Origin of the sequence: Actinomadura craniellae (assembly GCF_003289645.1) — a bacterium.
Taxonomy (GTDB): Bacteria; Actinomycetota; Actinomycetes; order Streptosporangiales; family Streptosporangiaceae; genus Actinomadura_D; species Actinomadura_D craniellae.
On record NZ_QLYX01000005.1, the window covers coordinates 421,508 to 444,866 of the forward strand.

Here is a 23,359-nt window from a genome sequence, read left to right on the forward strand (position 1 = left end):
TCCGCCCAGCCGGAACTCCGCCACCGCACCAGCCTCTTCGTCACCCTGATGGAGGCCGAGGGCCTGGTACCGAACGGCCCGCACCACGAGATCTACCTCTCTGACCCGGCCGAGCCCGACCCGGCGAAGATGCGCACCAGCCTCTCCGGCACCCCTGCCGCGCAGGCGGGACGTAGCTGATCCTTCAGCTTCCAGGGCGCTATGGCGCACCGGAAGCTGAAGGATCTGTGAGTGTGTGGGTGGGCGGGGTCAGACGAAGTCGGTGGTGTCCAGGGTGAAGGAGAAGGGCGCGGGCAGGTCGATGGGCTTGCCGAAGGCGCCCGAGTGACTGGTCGTGTAGTCGTCGGCCTCGGGGTCGCCGAACAGGGTGACCGTGTGCCTGTCCCGGTCGATCAGGAGGTAGAGGGGAATGCGGGCGCGGGCGTAGCAGCATCGCTTGGCCTCGCGGTCGCTCTGCGGACGGGTGGAGGTCACTTCCACGACCAGCGCCACGTCGTCCGGCGGCATGTAGGGCATGTCGTTGCCGAACAGATCGAGTGCGGCCGGGGCGAACACACCGTCGGGAATCACATGGTTCTTCGGACACCGGCCACCGCTGGGCAGGACCAGGCCCCGGTTGCCGGAAAAATCCATTTCCAGCGGGGAGTTCCTCATGACCTGCCGGTTCACCTGGCTGATGGCCCGTTCGTGATACCCACCGGGGGGCGGTGACACGATGATCTCCCCGTCGATCAGTTCGGCCTTGAATCCCTCGGGAGTCTGTAGCGCCAGGAAACCCTCGAGAAGAACATCGTCGGATGGATACGGCTCATACGCCATCGCCGTCATGCCGATCCCTCCCTGCTCCTTGCCACCAGCATAGGCGTGACCCGCCTTCGTCGCCGGACGGTGAACCCGATCAGGCGAAGCCGGTGGTGTCCAGGGTGAGGGAGAAGGGCGCGGGCAGGGTGACGGGCTTGCCGAAGGGGGTGCAGTAGCCGGTGGTGTAGTCGCCGGTGCCGGGTTCGCCGGCCAGGACGACCGTGCGCTGGTACCGGTCGACCAGGAGGTAGAGGGGGACGCCGCCGCGGGCATAGCAGTGCCGTTTGACCTCGCGGTCGCACTCGGTGTGGTCGGGGGTCACCTCCACGATCAGCGCCACGCCCTCCGGCCGCAGGTAGCGGGTGTCGTTGGCGAACAGGCCGAGTTCGGCGGGGGCGAACATCTCGTCGGGGATCAGGTGGTTCTTCGGGAGCAGTCCGCCGTTGGGCAGGACCAGGCCGCGGTCGCAGGAGAAGTCCATCCTCGTCCGGGCGTTCCCCATGATCTGCCGGATCACGAGGTCGGCGGTCCGGCGGCAGGCCCCGTCGGGCGCCGGCGACACGACGACCTCCCCGTCGATCAGTTCGGCCCTGCCCCCTCCGGGGGCCCGCAGGGTGAGGAACTCCTGGAGAAGGGTGCTGTCGAGCCAGGGCAGCTGACGTGCCACGTCCCTCATACCGCACCTCCTTCACCCCTCACCAGCATGGACAGGCGACTCCCTATTCCGCACCGGGCAAGCCGGCGGGCAGAGGAGTGCCTACGGGAGGCGGCGGTCAGCGGGAGCGGGTCGCCTGGATGTGGTCGCGGTACCAGGTGTAGGAGGTGCGGGGGGTGCGGTGCTGGGTGGTGTAGTCGACGTGGACGAGACCGAAGCGGGGGTGGTAGCCCTCGGCCCATTCGAAGTTGTCCAGCAGGGACCAGACGAAGTAGCCGCGGACGTCCACGCCTGCCGCGATCGCGTCCTCGACGGCCTTGATGTGGGCGTCCAGGAAGGCGACGCGGGCCGGGTCGTCGAGTTCCGCGCCGTAGGAGCAGCCGTTCTCGGTGACGTACAGCGGGGGCAGGGCGTCGCCGTACCGCTCGGCCAGCGTGGTCAGCAGGGAGTTCAGGGCGGCGGGGACGATCGGCCAGCCCAGGCCGGTGGCGGGGTACTCCTCGATCGGGACGAGGTCGAACGGGAGGGGGCCGTCCGCGGGGGCGCGCAGCCGGGTGGGCTGGTAGTAGTTCACGCCGAGGAAGTCCAGCGGTGCCGCGATGGTCGCCAGGTCGCCGTCCCGGATCCAGGGGTCCAGCGGGGGGCCGCCGAGGGGGGTCAGGTCGGGGTGGCGGCCGAGCAGCAGGGCGTCGGTGAACAGCCGGTTCATGAACAGGTCGAAGGCGCCTGCCGCGGCCCGGTCGGCGGTGGAGGATTCGTCGGCGGGCCAGGCGGGCGAGTAGTGGTTGGCGATGCCGACCGAGCGGGCGCCGTGCGCGCGCAGGGCCGCCACGCCCAGGCCGTGGGCGAGTAGCTGGTGGTGGGCGGTGGGCAGGGCGTCCAGCAGCAGGGCCCGGCCGGGGGCGTAGTTGCCGAAGGCGTAGCCGTACGCCGTCGTCACGACCGGTTCGTTGAGCGTCATCCACAGTTCCACCCGGTCGGCGAGCCGCGCGGCGACCATGGCGGTGTAGTCGGAGAACCGTTGCGCGGTGTCGCGGTTCAGCCAGCCGCCGGCGTCCTCCAGCGGTTGCGGCAGGTCCCAGTGGTAGAGGGTGGCGGCGGGGGCGATCCCGCGTTCCAGCAGGCCGTCCACCAGCCGGTCGTAGAAGTCCAGGCCGCGCGGTTCGACGAGGCCGGAGCCGGTGGGGACGATCCGGGGCCAGGCGATCGAGAACCGGTAGGTGTCGGTGCCGAGGCCGGCCAGCAGGTCCAGGTCCTCGGCCGTGCGGTGGTAGTGGTCGCAGGCCACGTCGCCGGTGTGGCCGTCGCGGACCCGGCCGGGGGTGTGGGCGAAGGTGTCCCAGATGGACGGGCCCCGGCCGGCCACGGTGACGGCGCCCTCGATCTGGTAGGCGGCGGTGGCGGTGCCCCAGCGGAATCCGGGCGGAAAGCCCATCGCGTCCTCCCAAGATCGTTGGATTTCCGATCCTAGGTTTCCGCACGTCGCCGGGGGAAGCCGGAGGACAATGGGCCGGTGACGGAGATGCACACCCCCCTGCGCCGCCGCCCCGCCCAGCGCCGCAGCGCCGAGCGCGTCCAGCGGATGCTCGACGCCTGCGCCGAGATCCTCGACGAGGCGGGCTACGAGGGCCTGAGCACCACCCGCATCGCGCAGCGCGCCGAGGTCGCGATCGGCTCGGTCTACCAGTTCTTCCCGGACAAACGGGCGGTCGCCCAGGCGCTGGCACTGCGGAACCTGGAGCGGTTCGGCGCCCGCATCTCGGAGGTGCTGGCCGAGGGGGACTTCACGCACTGGTCCGACAGCGTCGGGGCGGTGGTCGACATCTTCGTCGACATGCACCGGACGGTGCCGGGCTTCCGGGTGCTGCGCTTCGGTGACGCCGCCGACCGGCACCTGCTGGACTCCACGGCCGACAACAACGCGGTGGTCGCCGACCGGCTGCGCCGGCTGGTGGTGGGCCTCTTCGACGTCCCCGACAGCCCGGCGCTGAGCCGGGCGCTGGCGATCGCGGTGGAGGCGGGTGACGCGGTGATCAAGCTGGCCTTCCGCCAGGACCCGGAGGGCGACCCGGACGTGCTGACCGAGGCGAAGCGCCTCATCCACGGATACCTGGCGCGATACATCGACGCCCAATAAAAGGGCAGATATGCCACACTTCGAGCCCCGACGATGAGGTGAGACGTGGACCCCTCCCAGCTCCAGCAGCAGACCCGGCTGCTGGTCCGGCAGAAGATCCGGCCGATGGTCAACCAGTACGTCGTGCACACCGCCACCCCGGACGGTGCCGAGGGCGAGCTGGTGGCGTTCGCGCAGCAGAAGCGCGTGGCGTTCAAGGAGCAGGTGACCATCTACGCCGACGAGGGCAAGAGGCAGCCCCTGCTGGGCTTCAAGGCCCGCAAGCGGATCGACCTGGCGGCCACCTACGACGTCACCGACGCCTCCGGCCAGCCCCTCGGCGCGTTCCGCAAGGACTTCAAGAAGTCGCTGCTCAGCTCCACCTGGCACCTGGAGCAGCCGGGGCTGGGCGTGACCACCGGCAGCGAGCGCAACAAGAAGGTGGCGATCCTGCGCCGGGTGTGGAACTTCATCCCGCTGGTGGAGAACCTGCCGTTCGCGGTGCCGTACCACTTCGACTTCGTCGCGAACGGGCAGATCGTCTTCTCCGTCACCAAGAAGATCGCGCTGCGCGACAAGTACGTCGTGGACATCAGGGACCCGCGGCTCGACCGCCGGCTGGTGATCGCGCAGGCGGTCGCGCTGGACGCCCTCCAGTCGCGCTGAGCCCTCACCGGGCGAAGGCGTCCACGATCAGCCGGGACGCGTCGAGCGCGGCGGTGGTCCGGCCGGTGCCCAGCAGGAATGCGCCGGGCCAGATGTGGCCGCCGCCCGCGACGGTGTAGAGCTCGACCGAGGCGCCGTCCCGGCAGTTGCCGTACCGCAGGTGCGTGACGGACCCGGCGGCCTTGGTGGTGCCGGGGCCGCAGCCGAACGCCCGGGCCCAGCCGGTGGTCACGCCGGGCACCCCGGGCAGCCGGAACGGGCCCCGCGCCGGGAGCATCCAGCGCGGGACGCGGGAGGCGTCGCCGAGGAAGGGGGCGCCGCCCCGGTAGGGGATCACGGTGTCCCCGGTGCCGTGGAAGGCGATGAGGCGGGCCGGTGCCGGCTGCCGGCAGGGCAGGGCCAGGTTGAGCCCGGCCACCGCGGCGACCCCGGCCAGCCGGCCGGGCAGCCCGCAGGCGAGCGCGGCCGCCAGCCCGCCCCCGTTGGACATGCCCGCGGCGTACTCGCGCGTCCGGTCGACGCAGATCGTGCGTTCCAGGTGGTCGAGCAGCCCGCCGACGAACTCGATGTCGGCCGTGCCGTCGGCCATGCCCGGCAGTTTCCAGCCGCGCCGGCTGGGCAGCGCCTCGGGGGTGACCACGGCGAAGCCGCGCTCGGCGCCCCGCTGCGGCAGCCCGCTGTAGACCGACTGCTGGAGCGCGCTGGAGCGCAACCCGTGCAGGTTGACGATCACCGGCACCGGGTGCAGCGGGTCGTAGACCCGGGGCAGCGCCAGCAGGTGGGACCGGCCCGCGTAGTCGATCCGGGTGGTGGGCGGGGCAGGGGTGCCGCATCCGGGGCTGGCGGGAGATCCGGTGGGCCAGGCCGCGGAGGATTCGCGGTCGTCGGAGCAGCCGGTGAGGCCCCCGGCGAGCATCAGGCCCGCCACCAGTACGGCTGGTATCCGTCGCACCGTCCGATCGTAGGGCGCGGTGACTCGCCGCAATCACATGTAACCCAAAAGTGACCCGATGGTCACCAAGCGAGTTGGGGCCTGTCGAGCACGCGCTTTACATGTTACGAATCTATGTAAAGCGGTGAGCCGGTCGGGCCGGCCGGCGGCGCCACCCCCCGGGCGAGGAGGCCCCATGAGCTCGTACGACCGCTACATCAGTCCGGTGAGCCGGGACACCTGGAACGTCCCCGCGGCCGGGGCGTCCCGCTTCACCTGGGAGTACGACAACGGGCGGGACCGGCTGCTGTCGCTCTACCAGAAGGGCAAGGACAAGCAGTGGGACTCCCAGACGCGGATCGACTGGGACCTGGAGGTCGATCCCACCAACGTCGCCGGCCTGCCCGAGGAGTTCAACCCGCTGTTCGGCTCCGACATCTGGGACAAGATGTCGGAGAAGGAGCGGCAGGAGTTCGGCCGGCACCAGGGCTCCTGGCTGTTCAGCCAGTTCCTGCACGGTGAGCAGGGCGCGCTGAACGTCTCGGCCCGGATCGTGCAGTCCGTCCCCGACCTCGACTCCAAGTTCTACGCGGCCACCCAGACCATGGACGAGGCCCGGCACGTCGAGCTGTACGCCAAGTTCGTCGACGAGAAGATCGGGATGTACTACCCGGTCAACCAGGACCTGGCCCGGCTGCTGGCGGAGTCGCTGGAGGACAGCCGCTGGGACCTGCCCTACCTCGGCATGCAGGTGCTGATCGAGGGGCTGGCGCTGGCCGCGTTCGGCCTCTACCGCGACATGGCGACCAACCCGCTGGTCAAGCAGCTGCTCGCGTACGTCATGCAGGACGAGGCCCGGCATGTGGCGTTCGGCCGGCTGGCGCTGAAGGACTACTACGCCGAGCTCAGCACGAAGGAGCGCGCCGAGCGCGAGGAGTTCGTGGTCGAGGGCTGCTACCTGATGCGCGACCGGTTCCGCGGCAAGGAGATCTTCGAGCAGCTCGACATGCCGGTCGACCGGTGCATGGAGTACGTCGACAACTCGGCGATGTACACCCTCTACCAGTCGCACCTGTTCAGCCGGATCGTGCCGTGCGTGCGCGACGTCGGCCTGTGGGGCGACAAGGTACAGGCCGCCTACGCCGACATGGGCGTCCTCGACAACGCCAAGGCCGACCTCGAGGCGCTGATGCGCCAGGACGAGGAGATCGCCGAGCGGCACGACGAGGAGCGCGCCGAGGAGCGGGAACTCGCCGTCCGCAAGGAGGAGGTGGCCGCGGCCATCAGCCTGGGCGAGGCCGGCTGACCCCGGCCGTGATGTACTTCGGTGCAGGACATCACCGAGGAGTCATCATGGCCGAGCGACTGGACGAGGCGACCATCGCGGCGCGGCTGGCGGAACTGCCCGGGTGGACGCGGGCCGGCGACGAGATCCGGCGGACGTTCCAGGCCCCGGACTTCCTGACCGGGGTCAGGATCGTCAACGAGGTGGCGGTGGCCGCGGAGGCGGCGAACCACCATCCGGACATCGACATCCGCTGGCGCCGGGTCTCCTTCGCGCTGACCACGCACGATGCGGGCGGGTTGACCGACCTCGACTTCGACCTCGCGCGTCGTATCCAGACTTTTGCCACGGAACACGAGGCCGACTGAGTCCGGATTCGTCCGAAAATGGGGGTGCGCTCTGCCGGGTGCGCCCCCGTTCTTATGTCGCTTTTCGGGTTGTGATGGGGGTCTCTGCCGGAATGGTAACGATCTTTATTTGCAATAACGCTGGGTATTGAGCCGATCACAGCCAGAGAGCAAGAGGCGTGAGAAAAGCCACACTCAATGCGTGAAATCCACGGTTTGGTCCGTTTCGCGAATGAGTCGGCGTACGGTCGAGGACTTGTGCGCGGCCCATCGTGAACGGCCCGGGTGATGGCCGGTGCCGCGCCAGCCGGACGCCGGCCCGCATTGCCGCGGGTCCACCGATGCGCGCCTGAATTGCGCGCGGCGCACCGGGTCATTCGGGGGAGATGTTCCTGAAGAGCCGTGCCGTGGTGGGCGAACGCCGCCGGGCGTCCGGGGTCCTGTCCCCTATCGAAGGAACGCCCTGGTGCGTAATTCCGGTAAGCGACATTTCCGATTCAACTCTCGTAAGGTGATCGCCGTGGGTCTCGCCGCCCCGGTCGCCGTGGCCGGGACCGGTGCGGTCTGCTCCGGCGACACCGCCCGGCGGGCGATCTCCGCTCCCGCCCAGGCGGCCGCCACCGCCCCGGCCCACCGGGCCAAGGCGGACCCCAGAACGGACCGGCCCAGACGCCCCGCACCGGTCCGGCAGGCCATGGTCGCCAAGCCGAGAAAGCCCCCCTCCAGATACAGAGTGGTGCGCAGCGGCTCGTGCCGCGCCTCCTACTACTGGGAGGCGCAGGCCACGGCCAGCGGGGAGCGGTTCGACCCGAACGAGCTGACCGCGGCGCACCGGACCCTGCCACTGAACTCGCGGGTCCGCGTCACCAACCCGGGCAACGGCGACTCCGTGGTGGTCCGCATCAACGACCGCGGCCCCTTCACCGGCGGCCGCTGCCTGGACCTGTCGCGCGCCGCGATGTCGGCCATCGGCGGCACCTCCGCCGGTGTCATCCCGGTCAGGTACCAGCTGCTGGGCCGTACCTGACCCGGTCAGCCGCGGAAGCCGTTGGCGGACTCCAGCTGGGACTCGTCCAGCAGGACCGGGCCGTCGAGGGACGGCACCGCCTTGGGGCGGACGGACAGGCGCTCCCGGAACCAGTCGGTGAGGGCGCCGTCCACGCCGACCGCCTCGGGCGTCGGCGCCCGGGGATCGACGCCGGGTTCGGGGACCAGCGCGTGGCCCATCCGGAACGTGGTGCCCTCGGCCGAGCGGAAGCCGGACGTCCGCAGCAGCTCGACGAGCTCGGCAACCTCCTCCGGCCCGGTCACCTCGTCGGTGGCGCCCCCGCCGAACAGGAGCTTGGTGTCGCGCTCGGCCAGGTCGCCCACCCGGCGGGAGAAGTCCAGCCGGACGGCCACGGCGCGGGCGGCGGCGGTCCACTCGTAGGTCCGGCCGGTGCGCCGCTCGGCGGCCTCGATCGCCCGGGCGGGCGACACCACCGGGGTGATGAGGGCGGCGGCGGTCACCGGTACGGCCGCCTCGGCGACGGCCAGCAGCGCGGCCGACGCCCCGGCCGAGAAGCCCGCCAGCGCGACCGGCCCGCCCGCCACGTCGAGCTGGGTACGGAGCTCGGCGAGCACGGCCGGGAGCGCGTTGGCGGCCTGCTCGACCGCCTCTCCGTAACGTTCCAGGCTGCCCGTCTCGAGTAGTTCGTCACCGCCGAACGCGGAGCCCTCGGCCAGCGGCAGGTACACCCGCCAGGCGGGCACCCCGGTCAGCGGCATGGCGGTGGCGAAGGAGGCCGGGGTGCGGGGCGGGTCGAAGCCGGGCCAGACGACGATGATCGGTGGGGGCCCGGCCGGCTCGGCGTCCACCGCCGTCGGGGGCAGGGCGAGGTAGGGAACGCCCGCCGCCGTACCGGTACTCGGCCGGATCAACCGATCGCCGCTCATGGTGATGCCCTGCTCCTGTGGTGAAGAGGGCCGCCCCAAGCGCGGGACTCATCCTCGCCGGCCCCCGGTCCCTGTACCGCCATCGTTCCATCACGGCCCGTGTAATGCTGCCGAAACGCCTTACCTGGTGGGCCTCTCGGGCAATCTCAGCTGTCCTGACATGCCAAAACACTCCGACCCCTGACAAGAGACCCTGATTTCGGACGCCCGTTAATCCGAATCATGCGCCTGATGATGTCGACCCCGAACGGTGATCTTACCCTTCCGCTCTGCGGAATATGGGGCGACCCCACCGAACTAACTATCGACCCCCTCTTATCGGGAACAAACGGGAGCAAATCACCGTCGAAACTGAAGAGGCGGGCGCGATACGGGGGGTTCGCGCCCGCCCCCGAGCGCAGGGGAGGACCGATGATGAAGCCTCGGCAGGCCGCGGCGGCCGGTCACGCGTGGCAGATCTACGACGAGACCCGGCGTCCCGGCGCCCCCGGCTTCGGCGCGCGGGTCCGGGCCCTGCCGCGCATGCTGCGGGCCGCCGCACGGGGCCAGTACAAGGGGCTGGGCACCGCCAAGCTCGGCCTGCTCGTCTTCGGCCTGATCTACCTCGTCTCGCCGATCGACGCGGTGCCGGAGTTCATCCCGTTCGTCGGCGTCGCCGACGACCTGGGCGTCGCGCTGTGGATGTTCGGCGCCCTGGTCTCCGCCGCCGGCGAGTTCGTCCAGTGGGAGCGGAACCGGGTCGTCCCCGGCCAGGTGATCGACGCCGACCAGGCCGCCGGCTAGGACGTGCGCGCGGTGAGCTCGCGGCCGAACTCCTCGGCCAGCCGCAGCATCATCGGGCCCACCCGGGCGACGACCTCGCCGGTCAGCCGGCCCGACGGCCCCGAGACCGAGAACCCGGCGGGCGCGGGAGAGCCCGGCAGCGCCACCGCCACGCACCGCACCCCCGGCTCCTGCTCCTCGTCGTCGAGCGCGTACCCCCGGCTGCGGATCACGGCCAGTTCGGCCAGCAGGGCGTCGGGGTCGGTCAGGGTGCGCGGGGTGCCGGCGGGCATGCCGGTGCGGGCGACCAGGGCGCGGACCGCGTCGTCGGGCAACTGCGCCAGCAGCGCCTTGCCGACACCGGTGGAGTGCGGGCGCACCCGCAGGCCCACCTCGGTGAACATCCGCATGGAGTGCCGGGACGGCACCTGCGCGACGTAGACGACCTCGTCGCCCTCCAGCACGGCCATGTTGGCGGTCTCGCCCGTGTCGTCCACCAGCCGGGCGAGCATCGGCCGGGCCCAGGTGCCGAGCAGCCGGGTGGCGCCGTCACCGAGCCTGATCAGCCGGGGGCCGAGCACGTAGCGCTTGGACGGCTGCTGGCGCACGTAGCCGCCCTTCACCATCGTGCGCATCAGCCGGTAGGCGGTCGGCATGGGCAGCCCCGACGCCTCGGCCAGCTCCGACAGCGCCAGCTCGCCGCCCGCGTCGGCCAGGTGCTCCAGCAGGTCGAAGGCTCGCTCCAGCGAACGTACGGCGTCCGACACGGCCGGGGCTCCTCGCGGGTTGCGAACGGTCGGCACCAATTCTATGGACTGCGGATTTCGTTCTGTGAAACGGGTCTGTGGTGTCGCGGACGGTTACGGACAGTGGCCGGTGGACATACCTACAAAGCGCGGCAACCCCCCACGGCAGGCTCGGAATCTCGGGAAGGGACGACGTGCGCGCGGGGGAATCGCGAGGCGCCTTCGGGTGGATGACCAGGTCCGTCACCCGCCCTGCGCTCCTGCCGGCGATGGCCGCCGCCGCGCTGGCCCTACCGCCGGCGTCCCCACCCTCCGGCGCCTTCGCGGACGCGTCCGGACGCGACGACTGCGCCCGGTGCGTGGCCCCTCCCCTGGCCCCTGCCCAGGCCCCACCGCCGGCCCTTCTCCAAGCCCCTTCCCAGATCCGTCCCCAGGCCGGCTCCCAAGCCCAACCTCAGGTCCGCCCCCAGGCCGGCTCCCAAGCCCAACCTCAGGCCCGCTCCCAAGCCCAACCTCAGGCCCGCTCCCAAGCCCAACCTCAGGTCCGCCCCCAGGCCCAACCTCAGGTCCGCCCCCAGGCGCGTCCCCAGATCCGCCCCCAAGTCCCTCCTCAGGCCATTCCCCAGGTGTCTCCCACGGCGTCTCCGCAGCGGTCCCGCGCCCGGCGGGAGCGGCGCCCCGACGCCCGGCCCACCACCGGCACGCTCGCCCCGGCGCCTCCGTCCAGGACCCCCCGGCCGGTCCGCCGGGGGCGCAAACCCGCCGAGCGGCCCCAGGCCGGCCTGGGGCCGTGCGAGGGCTGCCCGCAACCGCCGGCCCGGCCCGGCGGCAAGGCCGTGGACAGGCCGGGGCCCGGGCGGGACCCCGAGCCCCCGCCGCAGCACACCGGCGGCCGTCCGCCGCAGCACGCTGGTGGTCGTCCGCCGAAGGACGCCAGTGGCCGCCCGCCGCAGGAGGCCGCCGGGCCTCCGCCGGGCGGGCCGGGGCGCTCCGGCCCGCGGCCGGGCGCGAACCCGCCCCCGCCGCCCGGCGAGGGACGGTCCGGGCCGCCGCCCCGGTCACACCAGGCGCCGCCGCGCCCGCCGCGGCCCGAGGGGCGGCCGCCGTTGCCCCGCCGGCCGCGGCCCGCACCTCCGCCGGGGCCGCCCCGCGCGTCCGGGGGCGGTGCCGTCCTGCGGCCGGGTCCTGGGCCGGGTCCCGGGCCGGGTCCTGGGCCGGGCGGGGTGCCGCGGGCGACGGTGACCGTGACGGTGCGGCCCGCACCCGGGGCCGGGCCGGAACCGCGGTGGGCCGCTCCGCCGCCACAGCACCCGTCCGCCCGGGAGATGCCCCAGGCGGGCCCGGCACCGTACCCGCCGCTACCGTCGGGGACGGAACCGGTCCTGCCGACCCTGCCGACGGTCTCGCCGCCGGCGGTGGCCGCACCGCCCGTCCTGCCGTCCGGTGAGCGGCACATCTCGACGATCACGCCGCTCGACCCCGGGCCGGACGACCGGTCGTTCTGGATGACGGTGATCGCTACGCTGGTCGCCGGGGAGGCCGCGCTGCTCTGGCTCGTCGCCTCCCTGAGCCTGCGCCGGAACCGGATCGTGGGAGCCCGGCCGGAACGCTTTTCCCGGCGCCGCAGGTAGAAGATCTGCTGCAAACGTCCCGCGGGATCGTTTATCACGTGCATTTCCTCGGCTTGTCACCCCAGTGACAAAGTTCGCGGGAGCAAATATGCGCGCCGGTCAATGTCGGCTATGCCCGGCTTCGGGTACCTTTTCGCCACACGATCATCCCTGCCGTGTCCGGCCGGTGCAGCCCCACCGACCGGCTCTTGGTGGTCAGACGTCGGCGGCGTGCCCCTCCCCTGAAGCGCCCCGGCCAGTCCCAAGGAGACGAACGATGGCGTTGGGTGCGTTGCTGCCGGAGCTCGACCAGAGCGATCCCGACTGGACCCCGCTGGTCACGGCCATCTCCCGGCACGCGGAGACCAAGCCGGCCGCCCCGGCCTACACCTTCGTCGACTACTCGGGGAACCCGGCCGGCACGAGGACCACCCTGAACTGGGCGCAGATGGACGCGCGGTCGAAGGCGATGGCCGCCCGGTTGCGCCGGTCGGCCCGGCCCGGCGAGCGGGTCGCGCTGCTGCTGCCGCAGGGGCTCGACTACCTCGTCACGATGTGCGGCGCGATGCTCGCGCGTGTGATCGCCGTCCCGCTGTTCTCGCCGGACCTGGCCGGCCACGGCGAGCGGCTGATCCGGGTGTACGCCGACGCGGACCCGGCGGTGGTGGTCACCAGCAGGAGCGCCCTGTCGCACGTGGAGAAGTTCTTCGGCGACCAGGACGTCCCGCGGCCCCGGGAGATCGTCATCGCCGACGACCTGGACCTCGCGCCGGGGGAGACCTGGCACGACGAGCCGGCCGCCGCGGGGGACGTCGCGTACCTGCAGTACACCTCGGGATCCACCCGCACCCCCGCCGGGGTCGAGGTCACCCACGGCAACCTCGACGCCAACGCCCGGCAGGTGCTGGCCGGCTGGACGCCCGACCACCCGCATCCGAAGATGGTCTCCTGGCTGCCGCTCTTCCATGACATGGGCCTGGTCAACATCCTGGCGCTGACCATGGTGGACGGCCACGAGTGCATCCTCATGGACCCGCTCTCGTTCCTGATGAACCCGCTGCGCTGGCTGCGGCTGATCTCCGAGTGCGAGGCCGCCTACACCTCGGCGCCCAACTTCGCCTACGAGTACGCCGCGGCCCAGGCCACCCCCGCGAAGCTGGCCGACATCGACCTGAGCGGGCTGGTCAACTGCCTGAACGGGGCCGAGCCGATCCGCACGTCCACGCTGGAGGTGTTCTCCGCGGCGTTCACCCCGGTCGGGCTGCGGCCGGGCGCCCCCACCCCGGGGTACGGGCTGGCCGAGGCCACCGTGTTCGTCAGCGCGGCGGCCGACGACGTCCCGCCGACGGTCGTCTGGGCCGACCGGGAGGAGCTCGCCCGGGGCGCGCTGCGGATCCGCGAGCCGGGCGGTGCGGGCGTCACCGGCCTGGTGGGCTGTGGCCGTCCGATCGGGCAGCACGTGGCGATCGTCGATCCCGACACCGGGGTCGAGCGGCCGGACGGCATGGTCGGCGAGGTCTGGATCCACGGCCCCAACGTGGCCGCGGGCTACTGGCGCAACCCCGAGCGCACCGCGAGCACGTTCGGCGGCGTGCTGACCGACCCGGCCGGCGGGCTACCGGCCGGTCCCTGGCTGCGGACCGGTGACTACGGGCTGGCCCACGAGGGCGAGCTGTACATCACCGGCCGGATCAAGGACCTGGTCATCGTGGACGGCCGCAACCACTATCCGCAGGACATCGAGGAGACGGTGTACGAGGCGCACCCGGCGATCCGCCAGGACCACGTGGCCGCCTTCGCGGTCGTCGAGGAGGACGCCGAGCGGCTGGTCGTGGTGGCCGAGCGCAACCGGCGGGTGCCGCTGGCCCGGCTGGATCTGGGGGAGGTGGAGCGGGCGGTCCGCGGCGCGGTCAACGTCGCGCACGAGCTGGCGGTGCACGAGTTCGCGCTGGTCGAGCCGGGGATGATCTCGCGCACCTCCAGCGGGAAGATCGCCCGGGCCGCGACCCGGGAGCGCCATCTCGCGGGTGCGCTGGCCCGAACCGCTGATCGGCTCGCGGCACGCACCACATAATCGACAAAAGCCACCATCCGGACGACTGCCGGTGGGGAGGGACATGCTCGCGGGCCTCGGGCGTCTGATTCATCGACGACGCTGGACGAGCCTCGTCCTCATCCTGCTCATCACCGGGGTCGCCGTCGTCTGGGGGCCGGGCGTCTTCAGCAAGTTCAAGCAGGGCGGGTTCGAGGACCCCAAGGCCGACTCCACCACGGTCGCCAAGCTGTCGACCACCTACTTCGGCAGCACCAACCCCGACGTCCTGCTGCTCTACAGCAGCAAGACCATGACGGTCGACGACCCGCGGTTCATGGCCTCGGCGCTCACCACGGTCTCCCGGCTGCCCCGGGCGCAGGTCGCCGAGGTGGTGTCGTACTGGTCCTTCTCGGGCGAGACGGCCGCGCCGTTCGTCTCCCGCGACCGGCACTCCACCTTCCTCGCCGTCAAGCTCAGGGGCTCCGACGACCTGACGAAGGTGGCGAACTACGAGAAGATCAAGGACCGGCTGGAGGCCCCCGGGCTGACCACCCAGATCGCCGGCTCCTACCCGCTCGCGGTGGAGTTCGGCGAGCAGGTCGTCGCCGACATCGTCCGCGCGGAGCTCATCTCGGCACCGGTCCTGCTGATCCTGCTGATCCTGCTGTTCGGCGCGCTGGCGGCCGCGGTGCTCCCGCTGTTCGTCGGGATCTTCTCCATCCTGGGCGGGCTGGCCGTGGTGCACGCGGTCACCTACGTCACCGACGTGTCGTCGTTCGCCCTCGAAGTCATCACCATGCTCGGCGTCGGGCTGGCGATCGACTACTCGCTGTTCATCGTGAGCCGGTACCGGGAGGAACTGGGCCGGGGGGCGGACCGGGAGACCGCGCTGGCCAACACCATGGCCACCGCCGGCCGGACCATCGCGATCTCCGGGATCACGGTCACCACCGCGCTGGCCGGGCTGCTGCTGTTCCCGCAGATGTTCCTGCGCACGATCGGCCTGGGCGGCATGGCGACCGTGCTGGTGGCGGTGTTCGGGGCGCTGGTCCTGTTGCCGACCCTGCTCGCCCTCCTCGGCCCCAAGGTCGAGTTCGGCACGATGCCGTGGCGCCGCCGCCGGCGCGACCGGCCGAAGAAGCGGGACTCGGGCGTCTGGTTCCGGCTGGGCAGCAGCGTGATGAAGCACCCGCTGCCGTACTTCACGGTCGTCCTGGTGATCCTCGCGGTGCTGTTCCAGCCGTTCCTGAGCGTGCAGTTCGGCAGCATCGACGCCCGGGTGCTGCCCGAGGGCAGCCCCAGCCGGGTCGTGGTCGAGCAGGTCAAGCGGGACTTCCCGAGCGGGTCGGCCGAGCCGATCGACGTGGTGGTCTCGGGCGACCTGATCCCGCGCGACTGGGCGCCGGGCAGCAGCCCCATCCCGCCGTACCTGGACGAGTTCCGGCAGCGGCTGGACGCCCTGCCCGGGGTCACCGACGCCCGGTTCAGCGGCTACTCGCAGACCTACGGCGGGGTGCGGATCTCCGTCTTCCACCGGTACGAACCGATGGACGAGGAGGCCCAGGCGCTGGTCCGCGGCATCCGCGGGATGACCCTGGACAAGGACGGCTACCCGCTGCACATCGACGTGGGCGGCAGCACCGCCGCGCAGATCGACCTGATGGCCAGCCTGGTGGAGACGCTGCCACTGATGGGGCTGTTCGTCGGGGTGGCCACGTTCGTGCTGCTCTTCATGTTCTTCGGCTCGGTCGTGCTGCCGCTCAAAGCGATCGTGATGAACATCCTGTCCATCGGGGCGTCGTTCGGCGCGATCGTGTGGGGGTTCCAGGAGGGGCACCTGTCCGAACTGCTCGACTTCACCCCGACCGGCGGGGTCGAGGCCACGAGCATGGTGCTGATCCTGGCGGTGGTCTTCGGCCTCTCGATGGACTACGAGGTCTTCCTGCTGAGCCGGATCCGGGAGGAGTGGGACCTCACCCACGACAACCGGCTCGCGGTGGCCCGCGGCATGCAGCACACCGGCTCGATCATCTCCAGCGCGGCGGTGCTGTTCCTGGTGGTCGTCGCCGCCTTCGCGACGGCCGGCATCACGGTCGTCAAGCTGATCGGCGTCGGCATGTTCGTGGCGATCGTGGTGGACGCGGTGCTGGTGCGGTCGCTGCTCGTCCCGGCCACCATGCGGTTCATGGGCGCGGCCAACTGGTGGCTGCCCGGCCCGCTGGCGGCGCTGCACAGCCGGATGGACCTGCGGGACCACATCGTGGTGCCCCCGGCCCGGGTGCGGCCGACGCCCCCGATGCGGGCCCGGCGCCGGCCGACCGGGGCGTACATGTCGCCGGCACCCCACGGCCGGGCGGGAGCACCCGCGCCCAACGGCCGGACCCCGAACGGCCGGGCGGCCCCCGTCCCGCAGCCGATGTCCGCCCCCACCGGCCCCTGGCGCCCCTGGGCGGCGGGGCCGCCGAAACCCCCACAAAGACCCGTCTCGCGCCGGACGCGCGAGATCGTTCCCAACCCGGACGGCACCGGGTGGCAATGGAGGACAGATGAGAACGATGTCAGGAGGCGGCGCCCCTAGCCGGGGCACCCGGCGGGCGGCGTTCATCTCCGCCGCCGCGCTGGGGGTGGCCGTCACACCGGGCCTGGCAGGGAGCGCTCAGGCCGCCCCGACCTTCAAAGCGGCCTCGAACGGTTCGACGATCCACTCCTACAAGTGGCTCAACTCCTACACCTTCGACTTCACCGTCCAGTCCAAGGCGCTGGCGTCCCGGCAGAACGTGCGGGTCCTCATCCCGAAGGGCTGGCAGTTCTACTCCAACCAGAGCTGGCCGGTGGTGTACGCCTACCACGGCGGCGCCGACAACTACCTCTCCTGGACGCGCAGCACCTCCATCGAGACGCTCGCCAACCGGTACGGCGTCATGGTCGTCATGCCCGAGGGCGGCACGAACGGCTCGTACACCAACTGGTACAACAGCGGCCGCGGCGGCAACCCGCAGTGGGAGACCTTCCACCTCGACGAGGTCCGCGAGCTGGTCGAGCGCAACTACCACGCGGGCTCGGCGCGCGCCACGCTCGGCATCTCCTCCGGCGCGCAGGGCGCGTGCACCTACCCGGGCCGGCGGCCGGGCTCGATCCGGTACGCCACGTGCCTGAGCGGGGTGCTGTCGATGCAGGCGCCGGGCGTCCCGCTGCTGCTGTGGTACACGAACCTGGGCGGGGACTTCAACCCCGACGACATCTGGGGCCCGTGGCCGTGGGCCAAGCGCAACTGGGACGCGCACGACCCGATCAAGCTGCTGCCCCGGATGCGGACCACGAAGTTCTACATCTCGGCCGGCACCACCGGCAAGCAGGGGCCGCTGGACGCCGCGAGCAAGGCGCCGTGGGACATCGGCTACCTCAGCGAGCCGCCCATCGGCCGGACCGTCCAGGACTTCGCCGCCGAGGCCCGGCGGCAGGGCATCTCGGTCGAGGCGAACGTCTACGGCAACGGCTCGCACTCCTGGCCGTACTGGCGGCGGGAACTGAACGTCGCCTGGCCGAAGATGATGGCGGCGATCGGCGCCAGGCAGATGTGAATCCCGGACACGCCGATGGCGGCCGCGGGGAGTGCGACCGCCATCGGGGTGCCGTGGGCCCCCGCTCAGGAGTGGGGAGCGGGGGCCGGCGGGCTCACATCGGGCAGGTGAACCGGACGTCCGAGAAGGCGGAGCCGCTCGGGGCCGGGCACAGGAACGGGGTGTAGCGGGTGTCCTCGTCCACCCAGCGCTTCAGCCAGCTCACCATGAACTTGCCGACGTTGGCGTTGGCCGACTGCGGGAAGAAGTGGCTACCGTTGTTGAGCTCCAGGTACGCCTTCTCACCGCTGTTGGTCAGGCTGTTGTAGAACGGGATGGAGTGCGAGTCGACCGAGGCGATGGTGTCGCTCTCACCGCCGATGATCAGGGTGGGGGTGCGCACCTCCGGCCAGGACTTGTCGCCGTTCCACGGGGCCAGCGGGATCGCGGCCTTCAGCGAGGTGCGGTCCTTGGCGGCTTCCAGGGTGCCGCCGCCGCCCATGGAGTGACCGCCCACGGCCAGCCGGCTGGGGTCGACCCGGGTGCGCACCGAGCTGCTCTGGGTCAGGTAGTCCAGCGCGGCGAGGAGCTGGTCGCCGCGGCTGGCGGGCTGGTCGAGCCGGCTGTTGGTCTCGATGCCGATGACCACGAAGCCGTGCGAGGCCAGCCGCGGGCCGAGCCAGCTGATGCTGGACCAGGCGGCGGTGAAGCCCGGGGAGAGGGCGATGGCGCCGAAGGTGCCCTCGCTGGTGGTGGTCGGGTAGTAGATGACGCCGCCGCCGAAACCCCTGGCGGTGGACGGGACGTTGGTCTGCGAGGTCGCGAACGGGCCACGGGAGGCCGTCAGGATGGACTCCGTCGGGTCCGGGCCCCGCTCGTAGGGGCTCTGCGCGGCCTGCGCGGCGGGGGCCGCCATGGTGCCGGCGACCAGGGCGGCCACCGCGGGGAGAAGCCCGAGGGACCTCTTGAGTGATCGCTTCATCGGGGGAGCTTCCTTTCACAGCCGAAGCCCACGGGGTGGGCCGGCTCCCCGGACGGGGCGGGAGGGGAGCCTGGTCCGGGCCTCCGGTGCTCCGGTGGGGCCGGACGTGTGAGAGGAGTCTCATCGGCGGGGACCCCGGCCAAATCGGCGAAATCACTGGTCTCCGGGGATCCGGCCGTGAACTGTTACGGCTGCCGCACGATGCGTGTCAGACCTGTGTGCCTGCCTAGCAACCTTTTGTCAGGGCCCTCGTCGGGGATGCCTTGTCGCCAGGTGTGGCGATTCCGTTCATTGCGGCCTGGGTCTGTGCCGGCCGATCGGGGTCCCGAACGCGCCCGGGCGTCCCCTGGCCCGCCGCCTCGCCCGGTGCCGGGCCGCGTCGACCGATCGGGGCCCGAACGGGTGGTGTGACGCCGCGATCCGGGGAGCCCGCAGCGCCGGATCCGGTTGCCGCGGGAGAGTGCGGCCTCGGTTCGGCGTGGATCTGGTCGCCGCGGGTCCGCCCGGCCGGATGATCGTCGCGGTTCGGGGTCCGGCCGGCGCCCGGAGGAGGCGAAACGCCGGTGGCGGCCGCGGGGAGCGCGACCGCCACCGGGTGCCGTGGACCCCCGCCCGGCAGTGGGGCGGGAGTAACCGGGGTCACATCGGGCAGGTGAACCGGGCGTCCGAGAAGTCAGAGAACAGGCCGCTGCTCGGGGCCGGGCACAGGAACTGGGTGTAGCGGGTGTCCTCGTCCACCCAGCGCTTCAGCCAGCTGATCATGAACTTGGCGACGTTGTCGTCGGACGTGTTCGGGAAGAAGTGACCGGCGCCGTCCAGCTCCAGGTACGCCTTCTCACCGGTGTTGGACAGGCTGTTGTAGAACGGGATGGAGTGCGAGCCGACCGAGGCGATGGCGTCGCTCTCCCCGCCGATGATCAGGGTGGGGGTACGGACCTCCGGCCAGGACTTGTCGGCGTTCCAGGGGGCCAGCGGGATCACGGCCTTCAGCGAGGTGCGGTCCTTGGCCGCCTCCAGGGAGCCGCCGCCGCCCATCGAGTGGCCCGCCACCGCGAGCCGGTTGGGGTCGACCCGGTTGCGCACCGAGCTGCTCTGGGTCAGGTAGTCCAGCGCGGCCAGGAGCTGGTCGCCGCGGCTGGCGGGCTGGTCGAGCGTGCTGTTGGTGTCGATGCCGATGACCACGAAGCCGTGCGAGGCCAGCCGCGGGCCCAGCCAGGAGAGGCTGGACCAGTAGGCGGTGAAGCCCGGGGAGATGGCGATGGCGCCGAAGGTGCCCTCGCTGGTGGTGGTCGGGTAGTAGATGGTGCCACCACCGAAGCCGGACACCAGCGAGGAGACGTCCGTCTGCGAGGTCGCGAACGGGCCGCGGGAGGCGGTGACCAGGGACTCCGTCGGGTTCGGGCCCTTCTCGTACGGGCTGGCGGCGGCCTGCGCGGCGGGGGCCGCCATGGTGCCGGCGATCAGGGCGGCCACCGCGGGGAGCAGCCCCAGGGACCTCTTCAGGGATTTCATCGAGCGAGCTTCCTTTCACAGCCGAAGCCCACGGCGTGGGCCGGCTCCCTGGACGGGGCGGGAGGGGAGCCTGTCCCGAGCCCCCCGTTCTCCGGTGGGGCCGGGCATGTGAGAGGAGTCTCATTCGAGAAAGTCCTCGGTTACATCGGCGAAATCACCGGCCCTCTAGGCGGTTGTCGCGAAATGTCACGGTTGACGCCGTATTTGTGGCCGGCCTTGTGCTCGCGTCCAGCACCCTTCGGCCGGGACACCCGCCGGAGCACGTAACATCACTAAATGTGTCGGATTCGCTACTTTCGGCCCTGGTCCTGTGCCGCCCAGGCGCCGACCTGCTCCGCCGTCCGCCCGGGGTCCCGGACGCGCAGCCGCAGCCGGCGGTAGCGCAGCCCCGGCTCGGGGAACTGGGGCCGGGTGGCCCAGGGGCGCCGGCAGTGCCAGATCCAGTTACCGGTCCACTTGCCGCGGGCCCCCTCGAACAGGTGGCTGCCGTGCAGCCGCACCTCGAGGTTCAGCGGCTCGCGGAAGGGCGTGACCTCGCTCAGCGAGTAGTCCACGGCACCCGGGGGATCGCTGTGGGACCGGTCGAGCGGGGCCGCGCCCTGGACGTCCTCGCGGGCCACGCGCAGGGGTCGGCGAAACAGCACGGGGTACCGGATCACCAGCGCGCCGGGTTCCAGGCGCAGCCGGGGCCGGCCGGCCAGCGCGCGGAGGGTCTGCACCAGCACGGGCAGCGCCACCGCGGAGACCGCGGCCATCACCACGGCCAGCGCGAGGAAGAAGGGATCCCCGTCACGGACGAACTGCACCGTTCCAAGGACGGTGGCCGCCGGGGCGCCCACTCCGTACAGACCGCCGTACGCCATCGCGAACCACGCCCGCCACCAGGAGCGCACGATCCTTAGCTCTGTAGTGATATGTCGGCTCTGTTGGACTTTGGGGGATTGCGCCCGCATGGCCAGCATGATCACATCTCGCCGGCGCGGGCGCCACCCGTCCGGCGCAGCCTTTTACCCGCGACAACGCTGATACGGCAAGGGGGCCAATGGACACGAGGACCCGGATCCTGGAGGTGACCGCACGCCTGCTGGCCGACTCACCCGTCGGGGACGTCTCGACCCAGGCGGTGTGCGAGGCGGCCAGGGTGGACGCCGCGGACCTGTACCGGCACTTCGGCGACAAGGCGGGCCTGCTCGCGGCCGTCGTCGATCACGGCTTCAAGGAGTACCTGGAGCGGAAGCGGTCCTTCGTCCTCTCCGACGACCCGGTGCGCGACCTGGTCGCCGGCTGGGACGGCCACGTGACCTTCGCCCTCGAGCGGCCGCACCTCTACCGGCTGATGTACTCGTCCGCGATCACCACCGCCTCGGTCGCCGCGGTCGAGACCTACCGGCTGCTGACCTCCCGCCTGGAACGCTGCGCGGCCGTCGGGCGGCTGCGCGTCTCCCCGCACGTCGCCGCGCAGCGGGTGATGGCGGCGAACGTGGGCGTGGCCCTGATGCTGATCACCCGCCCCGGCACCTTCACCGACCCCGGCCTGTCCCACGCGATCCGGGACGCGGTCTACGGCGAGATCCTCCTCCCCGAGGACGCCGCCGAACCGGCCGGAGAGGCCATCGGCCCGACGGCGGCCCGGCTGGGCGAACTGCTCCGCCGGCACCCACCCCCCTCCCTGTCCCCGGCCGAAACCGCCCTCCTCCAGCAGTGGCTGACCGCCCTGTCCGACGACTCAGGGCATTGACGGACCTGAACCGCCGTCGGTGACCTCGGGCCGTATTACGCCTGCTCAAGTGCTTCTCCCCGGAGAGCCCGGCGTTCGGGCGCCGCAGGTGTGATGACCGCCCAGACGACCTTGCCGCCTTCGTTGAGCGGCCGGACGCCCCACTGGTCGGCGAGCTGTTCGACCAGGAACAGGCCGCGCCCGGACTCGGCCGCGTGGTTCGGCGGGGGGACCACCGGCCGCTCCGGACTCCGGTCCCACACCTCGATCACCGGGTTTCCGTCCTCGCTGAGGAAGGTCCGCACCACCACCGGCCCGCCGCCCGCCGAGCCGTGCGTGACCGCGTTGGTCGCCAGCTCGCTCACCACCAGCCGCGCGGCGGAGTCGTCCAGACCCCAGCGGGCGAACGCCGCACCGACGAACCGCCGGGCGCTTCGCACGGCTTCCGGTCGCGCCGGGAGGACGGTCGTCTCCGCCGTTGACTCGACGGCTGTCTCCATACTTGACTCCACTTCGCTCGTTTTGGCTCCATCAATCCACGAGCCGTCGTAGCGTAGTGGGCAAATAACCGAACGCAAGCAGGCGGGTTCCGTCTACTTGTCTTTCCTTTCGTTTGCTACCACTGAGAGGCCCGCGCGATGGCTGTCAAGAAGCTGACACCCGAACTGAAGGCGTTCGGCTCGGAGGTGGCCCGTCTCCGCGAAGAGGTGGGCTTGACCCGAACTGAGCTGGCTGAATTGTTGAATGTGACTCGCAGTTACGTCGGTCAGGTCGAGGCAGGGACCACTCGCTGCCGGCGAGAATTCGCGATAAGGATTGACGGCGCGCTCAATAGCGGTAGCGTTCTTGTGGACGGCTGGGACGATCTTCTTCAGTCGGCGAACTACCCGCGCTGGTTCGTGGACTTCCCCAAAGCCGAGGGGTCGGCTACCTTCCTGCGTGCCTACGAGAACACTCTCGTGTACGGGTTGCTGCAAATCGAGGAATATGCTCGCGCGCTGTTGATGAAGGACGAGTTGATTTCTGCTCGGATGAAACGGCAAGCGATCCTGGCCCGTAGCGATCGACCAATGGTCTGCGTGGTAATGAACGAAAGTGTGCTATTTCGGCAGGTTGGGAGTCGCGAGACGATGCGGGACCAACTCGAACACCTGGCTACGGTTTCCAGCTGGGACAACGTGACTCTGCAGATAGCGCCTACGGCGTACTATCGCGGTGCGCATGGGGCGTTCACTATCGCGACGCAGTCCAATGGGGGTGAAGTCATCTACCTGGCCACCGCGGCCGGAGGAACCATCTCCAACGAGTCGGATGACGTGTTGCATGTGGCGAAGGCGTTCGCCACACTGCAAGCACGTGCGCTCCCGGTAGACGCTTCACGGGATCTGATTTGGAAGGTTGTGCAGGAGCGATGGACATGACCATGGTTGTCTGGCGCAAGGCGCGTCGTAGCGACGACATGGGAGGTAACTGTATTGAGCTTGCCCCCATGCCTGATGGTGTGGGCATACGAGACAGCAAGGACCCCGACGGCCCCAGGTTGATCATTGGCCGTTCGGCTTTCCAGGCATTCACCACCGCGCTGAAACGGCATTGAAACCGTTCATCCGCCAGTGATCCTTCAGCTTTCGTGGCGCTATAGTGCGCCAAAAGCTGAAGGATCACGCGCCGGAGGCGAGGCGTGGCTGATCCTTCAGCG

24 protein-coding genes are annotated in these 23,359 nt (G+C 71.1%); 14 read left to right on the top strand and 10 right to left on the bottom strand.

Annotated features, from left to right (window positions below; genetic code table 11):
* The first annotated feature begins 48 nt into the window (after positions 1-48).
* Positions 49-180: a hypothetical protein gene (locus DPM19_RS36760; RefSeq protein ID WP_267900879.1), complete on the top strand. Its 132-nt coding sequence runs from the start codon at positions 49-51 to the stop codon at positions 178-180.
* A gap of 69 nt (positions 181-249) precedes the next feature.
* Here the strand turns inward: DPM19_RS36760 and DPM19_RS14240 are convergent, their stop codons facing one another.
* From DPM19_RS14240 to DPM19_RS14250, 3 genes are all read right to left on the bottom strand, one after another.
* The gene (locus tag DPM19_RS14240) at positions 250-828 is read right to left on the bottom strand and encodes a Uma2 family endonuclease (protein ID WP_111867307.1); all 579 of its coding nucleotides are present in this window, start codon (positions 826-828) and stop codon (positions 250-252) included.
* A gap of 70 nt (positions 829-898) precedes the next feature.
* A complete protein-coding gene (locus tag DPM19_RS14245; protein WP_111867310.1) occupies positions 899-1,477 on the bottom strand; it encodes a Uma2 family endonuclease in 579 nt (192 codons plus the stop codon).
* A gap of 97 nt (positions 1,478-1,574) precedes the next feature.
* Positions 1,575-2,891 carry a GH1 family beta-glucosidase gene (locus DPM19_RS14250; protein WP_111867313.1) on the bottom strand — a complete coding sequence of 439 codons (1,317 nt, stop codon included), beginning with the start codon at positions 2,889-2,891 and terminating at the stop codon, positions 1,575-1,577.
* Between the two features lie 78 nt (positions 2,892-2,969).
* Between DPM19_RS14250 and DPM19_RS14255 the strand changes: the two genes are divergently transcribed.
* Both DPM19_RS14255 and DPM19_RS14260 read left to right on the top strand, forming a co-directional pair.
* Positions 2,970-3,593, top strand: a complete 624-nt coding sequence (locus DPM19_RS14255; protein WP_407642528.1) for a TetR/AcrR family transcriptional regulator — start codon at positions 2,970-2,972, stop codon at positions 3,591-3,593.
* A 45-nt stretch (positions 3,594-3,638) separates the two neighbouring features.
* Positions 3,639-4,238 (top strand): LURP-one-related/scramblase family protein, encoded by a 600-nt coding sequence (locus tag DPM19_RS14260; RefSeq protein ID WP_111867315.1) that lies wholly within the window; start codon positions 3,639-3,641, stop codon positions 4,236-4,238.
* Positions 4,239-4,242: 4 nt separating this feature from the next.
* Here DPM19_RS14260 and DPM19_RS14265 read toward each other — a convergent pair whose 3' ends face one another.
* Entirely contained in the window at positions 4,243-5,190 is a 948-nt protein-coding gene (locus DPM19_RS14265; protein ID WP_146778864.1) for an alpha/beta hydrolase family esterase, read from the bottom strand.
* 175 nt (positions 5,191-5,365) lie between these two features.
* On the opposite strand from DPM19_RS14265, the gene DPM19_RS14270 reads away from it, so the two are divergent.
* From DPM19_RS14270 to DPM19_RS36950, 3 genes are all read left to right on the top strand, one after another.
* On the top strand, positions 5,366-6,475 hold the full coding sequence (locus tag DPM19_RS14270) for a ferritin-like domain-containing protein (protein ID WP_111867318.1): 1,110 nt from the start codon (positions 5,366-5,368) through the stop codon (positions 6,473-6,475).
* A 47-nt stretch (positions 6,476-6,522) separates the two neighbouring features.
* Positions 6,523-6,822: a 4a-hydroxytetrahydrobiopterin dehydratase gene (locus tag DPM19_RS14275; protein WP_111867320.1), complete on the top strand. Its 300-nt coding sequence runs from the start codon at positions 6,523-6,525 to the stop codon at positions 6,820-6,822.
* A 490-nt stretch (positions 6,823-7,312) separates the two neighbouring features.
* The gene (locus DPM19_RS36950) at positions 7,313-7,828 is read left to right on the top strand and encodes a septal ring lytic transglycosylase RlpA family protein (protein WP_325050232.1); all 516 of its coding nucleotides are present in this window, start codon (positions 7,313-7,315) and stop codon (positions 7,826-7,828) included.
* Between the two features lie 5 nt (positions 7,829-7,833).
* On the opposite strand, the gene DPM19_RS14285 is transcribed toward DPM19_RS36950, so the two are convergent.
* On the bottom strand, positions 7,834-8,736 hold the full coding sequence (locus DPM19_RS14285) for a hypothetical protein (protein WP_111867322.1): 903 nt from the start codon (positions 8,734-8,736) through the stop codon (positions 7,834-7,836).
* A 411-nt stretch (positions 8,737-9,147) separates the two neighbouring features.
* On the opposite strand from DPM19_RS14285, the gene DPM19_RS14290 reads away from it, so the two are divergent.
* Positions 9,148-9,519, top strand: coding sequence for a YkvA family protein (locus DPM19_RS14290; RefSeq protein WP_111867324.1), 372 nt, complete (start codon positions 9,148-9,150; stop codon positions 9,517-9,519).
* Here the strand turns inward: DPM19_RS14290 and DPM19_RS14295 are convergent.
* A complete protein-coding gene (locus DPM19_RS14295; RefSeq protein WP_233510138.1) occupies positions 9,516-10,265 on the bottom strand; it encodes an IclR family transcriptional regulator in 750 nt (249 codons plus the stop codon). The two genes, DPM19_RS14290 and DPM19_RS14295, sit on opposite strands and share 4 nt — an antisense overlap.
* 1,217 nt (positions 10,266-11,482) lie before the next feature.
* Between DPM19_RS14295 and DPM19_RS14305 the strand changes: the two genes are divergently transcribed.
* The 4 genes from DPM19_RS14305 to DPM19_RS14320 all read left to right on the top strand — a co-directional run bounded on the left by DPM19_RS14305 (position 11,483) and on the right by DPM19_RS14320 (position 17,470).
* The gene (locus DPM19_RS14305; RefSeq protein WP_146778865.1) at positions 11,483-11,875 is read left to right on the top strand and encodes a hypothetical protein; all 393 of its coding nucleotides are present in this window, start codon (positions 11,483-11,485) and stop codon (positions 11,873-11,875) included.
* A gap of 256 nt (positions 11,876-12,131) precedes the next feature.
* Positions 12,132-13,928, top strand: coding sequence for a fatty acyl-AMP ligase (locus tag DPM19_RS14310; RefSeq protein WP_111867332.1), 1,797 nt, complete (start codon positions 12,132-12,134; stop codon positions 13,926-13,928).
* A gap of 43 nt (positions 13,929-13,971) precedes the next feature.
* Complete coding sequence (locus tag DPM19_RS14315; protein ID WP_111867335.1) at positions 13,972-16,467, top strand: MMPL family transporter; 2,496 nt, start codon at positions 13,972-13,974, stop codon at positions 16,465-16,467.
* A complete protein-coding gene (locus DPM19_RS14320; RefSeq protein ID WP_111867337.1) occupies positions 16,436-17,470 on the top strand; it encodes an alpha/beta hydrolase in 1,035 nt (344 codons plus the stop codon). The genes DPM19_RS14315 and DPM19_RS14320 overlap by 32 nt, the downstream gene beginning before the upstream one ends.
* A gap of 94 nt (positions 17,471-17,564) precedes the next feature.
* On the opposite strand, the gene DPM19_RS14325 is transcribed toward DPM19_RS14320, so the two are convergent.
* The 3 genes from DPM19_RS14325 to DPM19_RS14335 all read right to left on the bottom strand — a co-directional run bounded on the left by DPM19_RS14325 (position 17,565) and on the right by DPM19_RS14335 (position 20,836).
* Entirely contained in the window at positions 17,565-18,431 is an 867-nt protein-coding gene (locus DPM19_RS14325; RefSeq protein ID WP_111867339.1) for an alpha/beta hydrolase family protein, read from the bottom strand.
* A 639-nt stretch (positions 18,432-19,070) separates the two neighbouring features.
* Positions 19,071-19,943, bottom strand: coding sequence for an alpha/beta hydrolase family protein (locus DPM19_RS14330; RefSeq protein ID WP_111867342.1), 873 nt, complete (start codon positions 19,941-19,943; stop codon positions 19,071-19,073).
* A 290-nt stretch (positions 19,944-20,233) separates the two neighbouring features.
* Positions 20,234-20,836, bottom strand: a complete 603-nt coding sequence (locus tag DPM19_RS14335) for a hypothetical protein (protein WP_111867345.1) — start codon at positions 20,834-20,836, stop codon at positions 20,234-20,236.
* A 149-nt stretch (positions 20,837-20,985) separates the two neighbouring features.
* On the opposite strand from DPM19_RS14335, the gene DPM19_RS14340 reads away from it, so the two are divergent.
* Positions 20,986-21,681 carry a TetR/AcrR family transcriptional regulator gene (locus DPM19_RS14340; RefSeq protein ID WP_111867347.1) on the top strand — a complete coding sequence of 232 codons (696 nt, stop codon included), beginning with the start codon at positions 20,986-20,988 and terminating at the stop codon, positions 21,679-21,681.
* 35 nt (positions 21,682-21,716) lie between these two features.
* Here DPM19_RS14340 and DPM19_RS14345 read toward each other — a convergent pair whose 3' ends face one another.
* On the bottom strand, positions 21,717-22,160 hold the full coding sequence (locus DPM19_RS14345) for an ATP-binding protein (protein ID WP_111867350.1): 444 nt from the start codon (positions 22,158-22,160) through the stop codon (positions 21,717-21,719).
* A 138-nt stretch (positions 22,161-22,298) separates the two neighbouring features.
* Here DPM19_RS14345 and DPM19_RS14350 point away from each other — a divergent pair, with 138 nt between their 5' ends.
* Entirely contained in the window at positions 22,299-23,081 is a 783-nt protein-coding gene (locus DPM19_RS14350; RefSeq protein WP_111867353.1) for a helix-turn-helix domain-containing protein, read from the top strand.
* Complete coding sequence (locus tag DPM19_RS14355) at positions 23,078-23,257, top strand: DUF397 domain-containing protein (RefSeq protein ID WP_233510139.1); 180 nt, start codon at positions 23,078-23,080, stop codon at positions 23,255-23,257. The genes DPM19_RS14350 and DPM19_RS14355 overlap by 4 nt, the downstream gene beginning before the upstream one ends.
* Positions 23,258-23,359: the final 102 nt, after the last annotated feature.

Bases quoted from the DNA above. Each gene is read 5' to 3' on its own strand.
- DPM19_RS14315 (WP_111867335.1), top strand. From the start codon at position 13,972: ATGCTCGCGGGCCTCGGGCGTCTGATTCATCGACGACGCTGGACGAGC.
- DPM19_RS14285 (WP_111867322.1), bottom strand. From the start codon at position 8,736: ATGAGCGGCGATCGGTTGATCCGGCCGAGTACCGGTACGGCGGCGGGC.
- DPM19_RS14340 (WP_111867347.1), top strand. From the start codon at position 20,986: ATGGACACGAGGACCCGGATCCTGGAGGTGACCGCACGCCTGCTGGCC.
- DPM19_RS14275 (WP_111867320.1), top strand. From the start codon at position 6,523: ATGGCCGAGCGACTGGACGAGGCGACCATCGCGGCGCGGCTGGCGGAA.
- DPM19_RS14345 (WP_111867350.1), bottom strand. From the start codon at position 22,160: ATGGAGACAGCCGTCGAGTCAACGGCGGAGACGACCGTCCTCCCGGCG.
- DPM19_RS14290 (WP_111867324.1), top strand. From the start codon at position 9,148: ATGATGAAGCCTCGGCAGGCCGCGGCGGCCGGTCACGCGTGGCAGATC.
- DPM19_RS14355 (WP_233510139.1), top strand. From the start codon at position 23,078: ATGACCATGGTTGTCTGGCGCAAGGCGCGTCGTAGCGACGACATGGGA.
- DPM19_RS36760 (WP_267900879.1), top strand. From the start codon at position 49: ATGGAGGCCGAGGGCCTGGTACCGAACGGCCCGCACCACGAGATCTAC.
- DPM19_RS14325 (WP_111867339.1), bottom strand. From the start codon at position 18,431: ATGAAGCGATCACTCAAGAGGTCCCTCGGGCTTCTCCCCGCGGTGGCC.
- DPM19_RS14240 (WP_111867307.1), bottom strand. From the start codon at position 828: ATGACGGCGATGGCGTATGAGCCGTATCCATCCGACGATGTTCTTCTC.
- DPM19_RS14270 (WP_111867318.1), top strand. From the start codon at position 5,366: ATGAGCTCGTACGACCGCTACATCAGTCCGGTGAGCCGGGACACCTGG.
- DPM19_RS14310 (WP_111867332.1), top strand. From the start codon at position 12,132: ATGGCGTTGGGTGCGTTGCTGCCGGAGCTCGACCAGAGCGATCCCGAC.
- DPM19_RS14250 (WP_111867313.1), bottom strand. From the start codon at position 2,891: ATGGGCTTTCCGCCCGGATTCCGCTGGGGCACCGCCACCGCCGCCTAC.
- DPM19_RS14350 (WP_111867353.1), top strand. From the start codon at position 22,299: ATGGCTGTCAAGAAGCTGACACCCGAACTGAAGGCGTTCGGCTCGGAG.
- DPM19_RS14330 (WP_111867342.1), bottom strand. From the start codon at position 19,943: ATGAAATCCCTGAAGAGGTCCCTGGGGCTGCTCCCCGCGGTGGCCGCC.
- DPM19_RS14320 (WP_111867337.1), top strand. From the start codon at position 16,436: ATGAGAACGATGTCAGGAGGCGGCGCCCCTAGCCGGGGCACCCGGCGG.
- DPM19_RS14245 (WP_111867310.1), bottom strand. From the start codon at position 1,477: ATGAGGGACGTGGCACGTCAGCTGCCCTGGCTCGACAGCACCCTTCTC.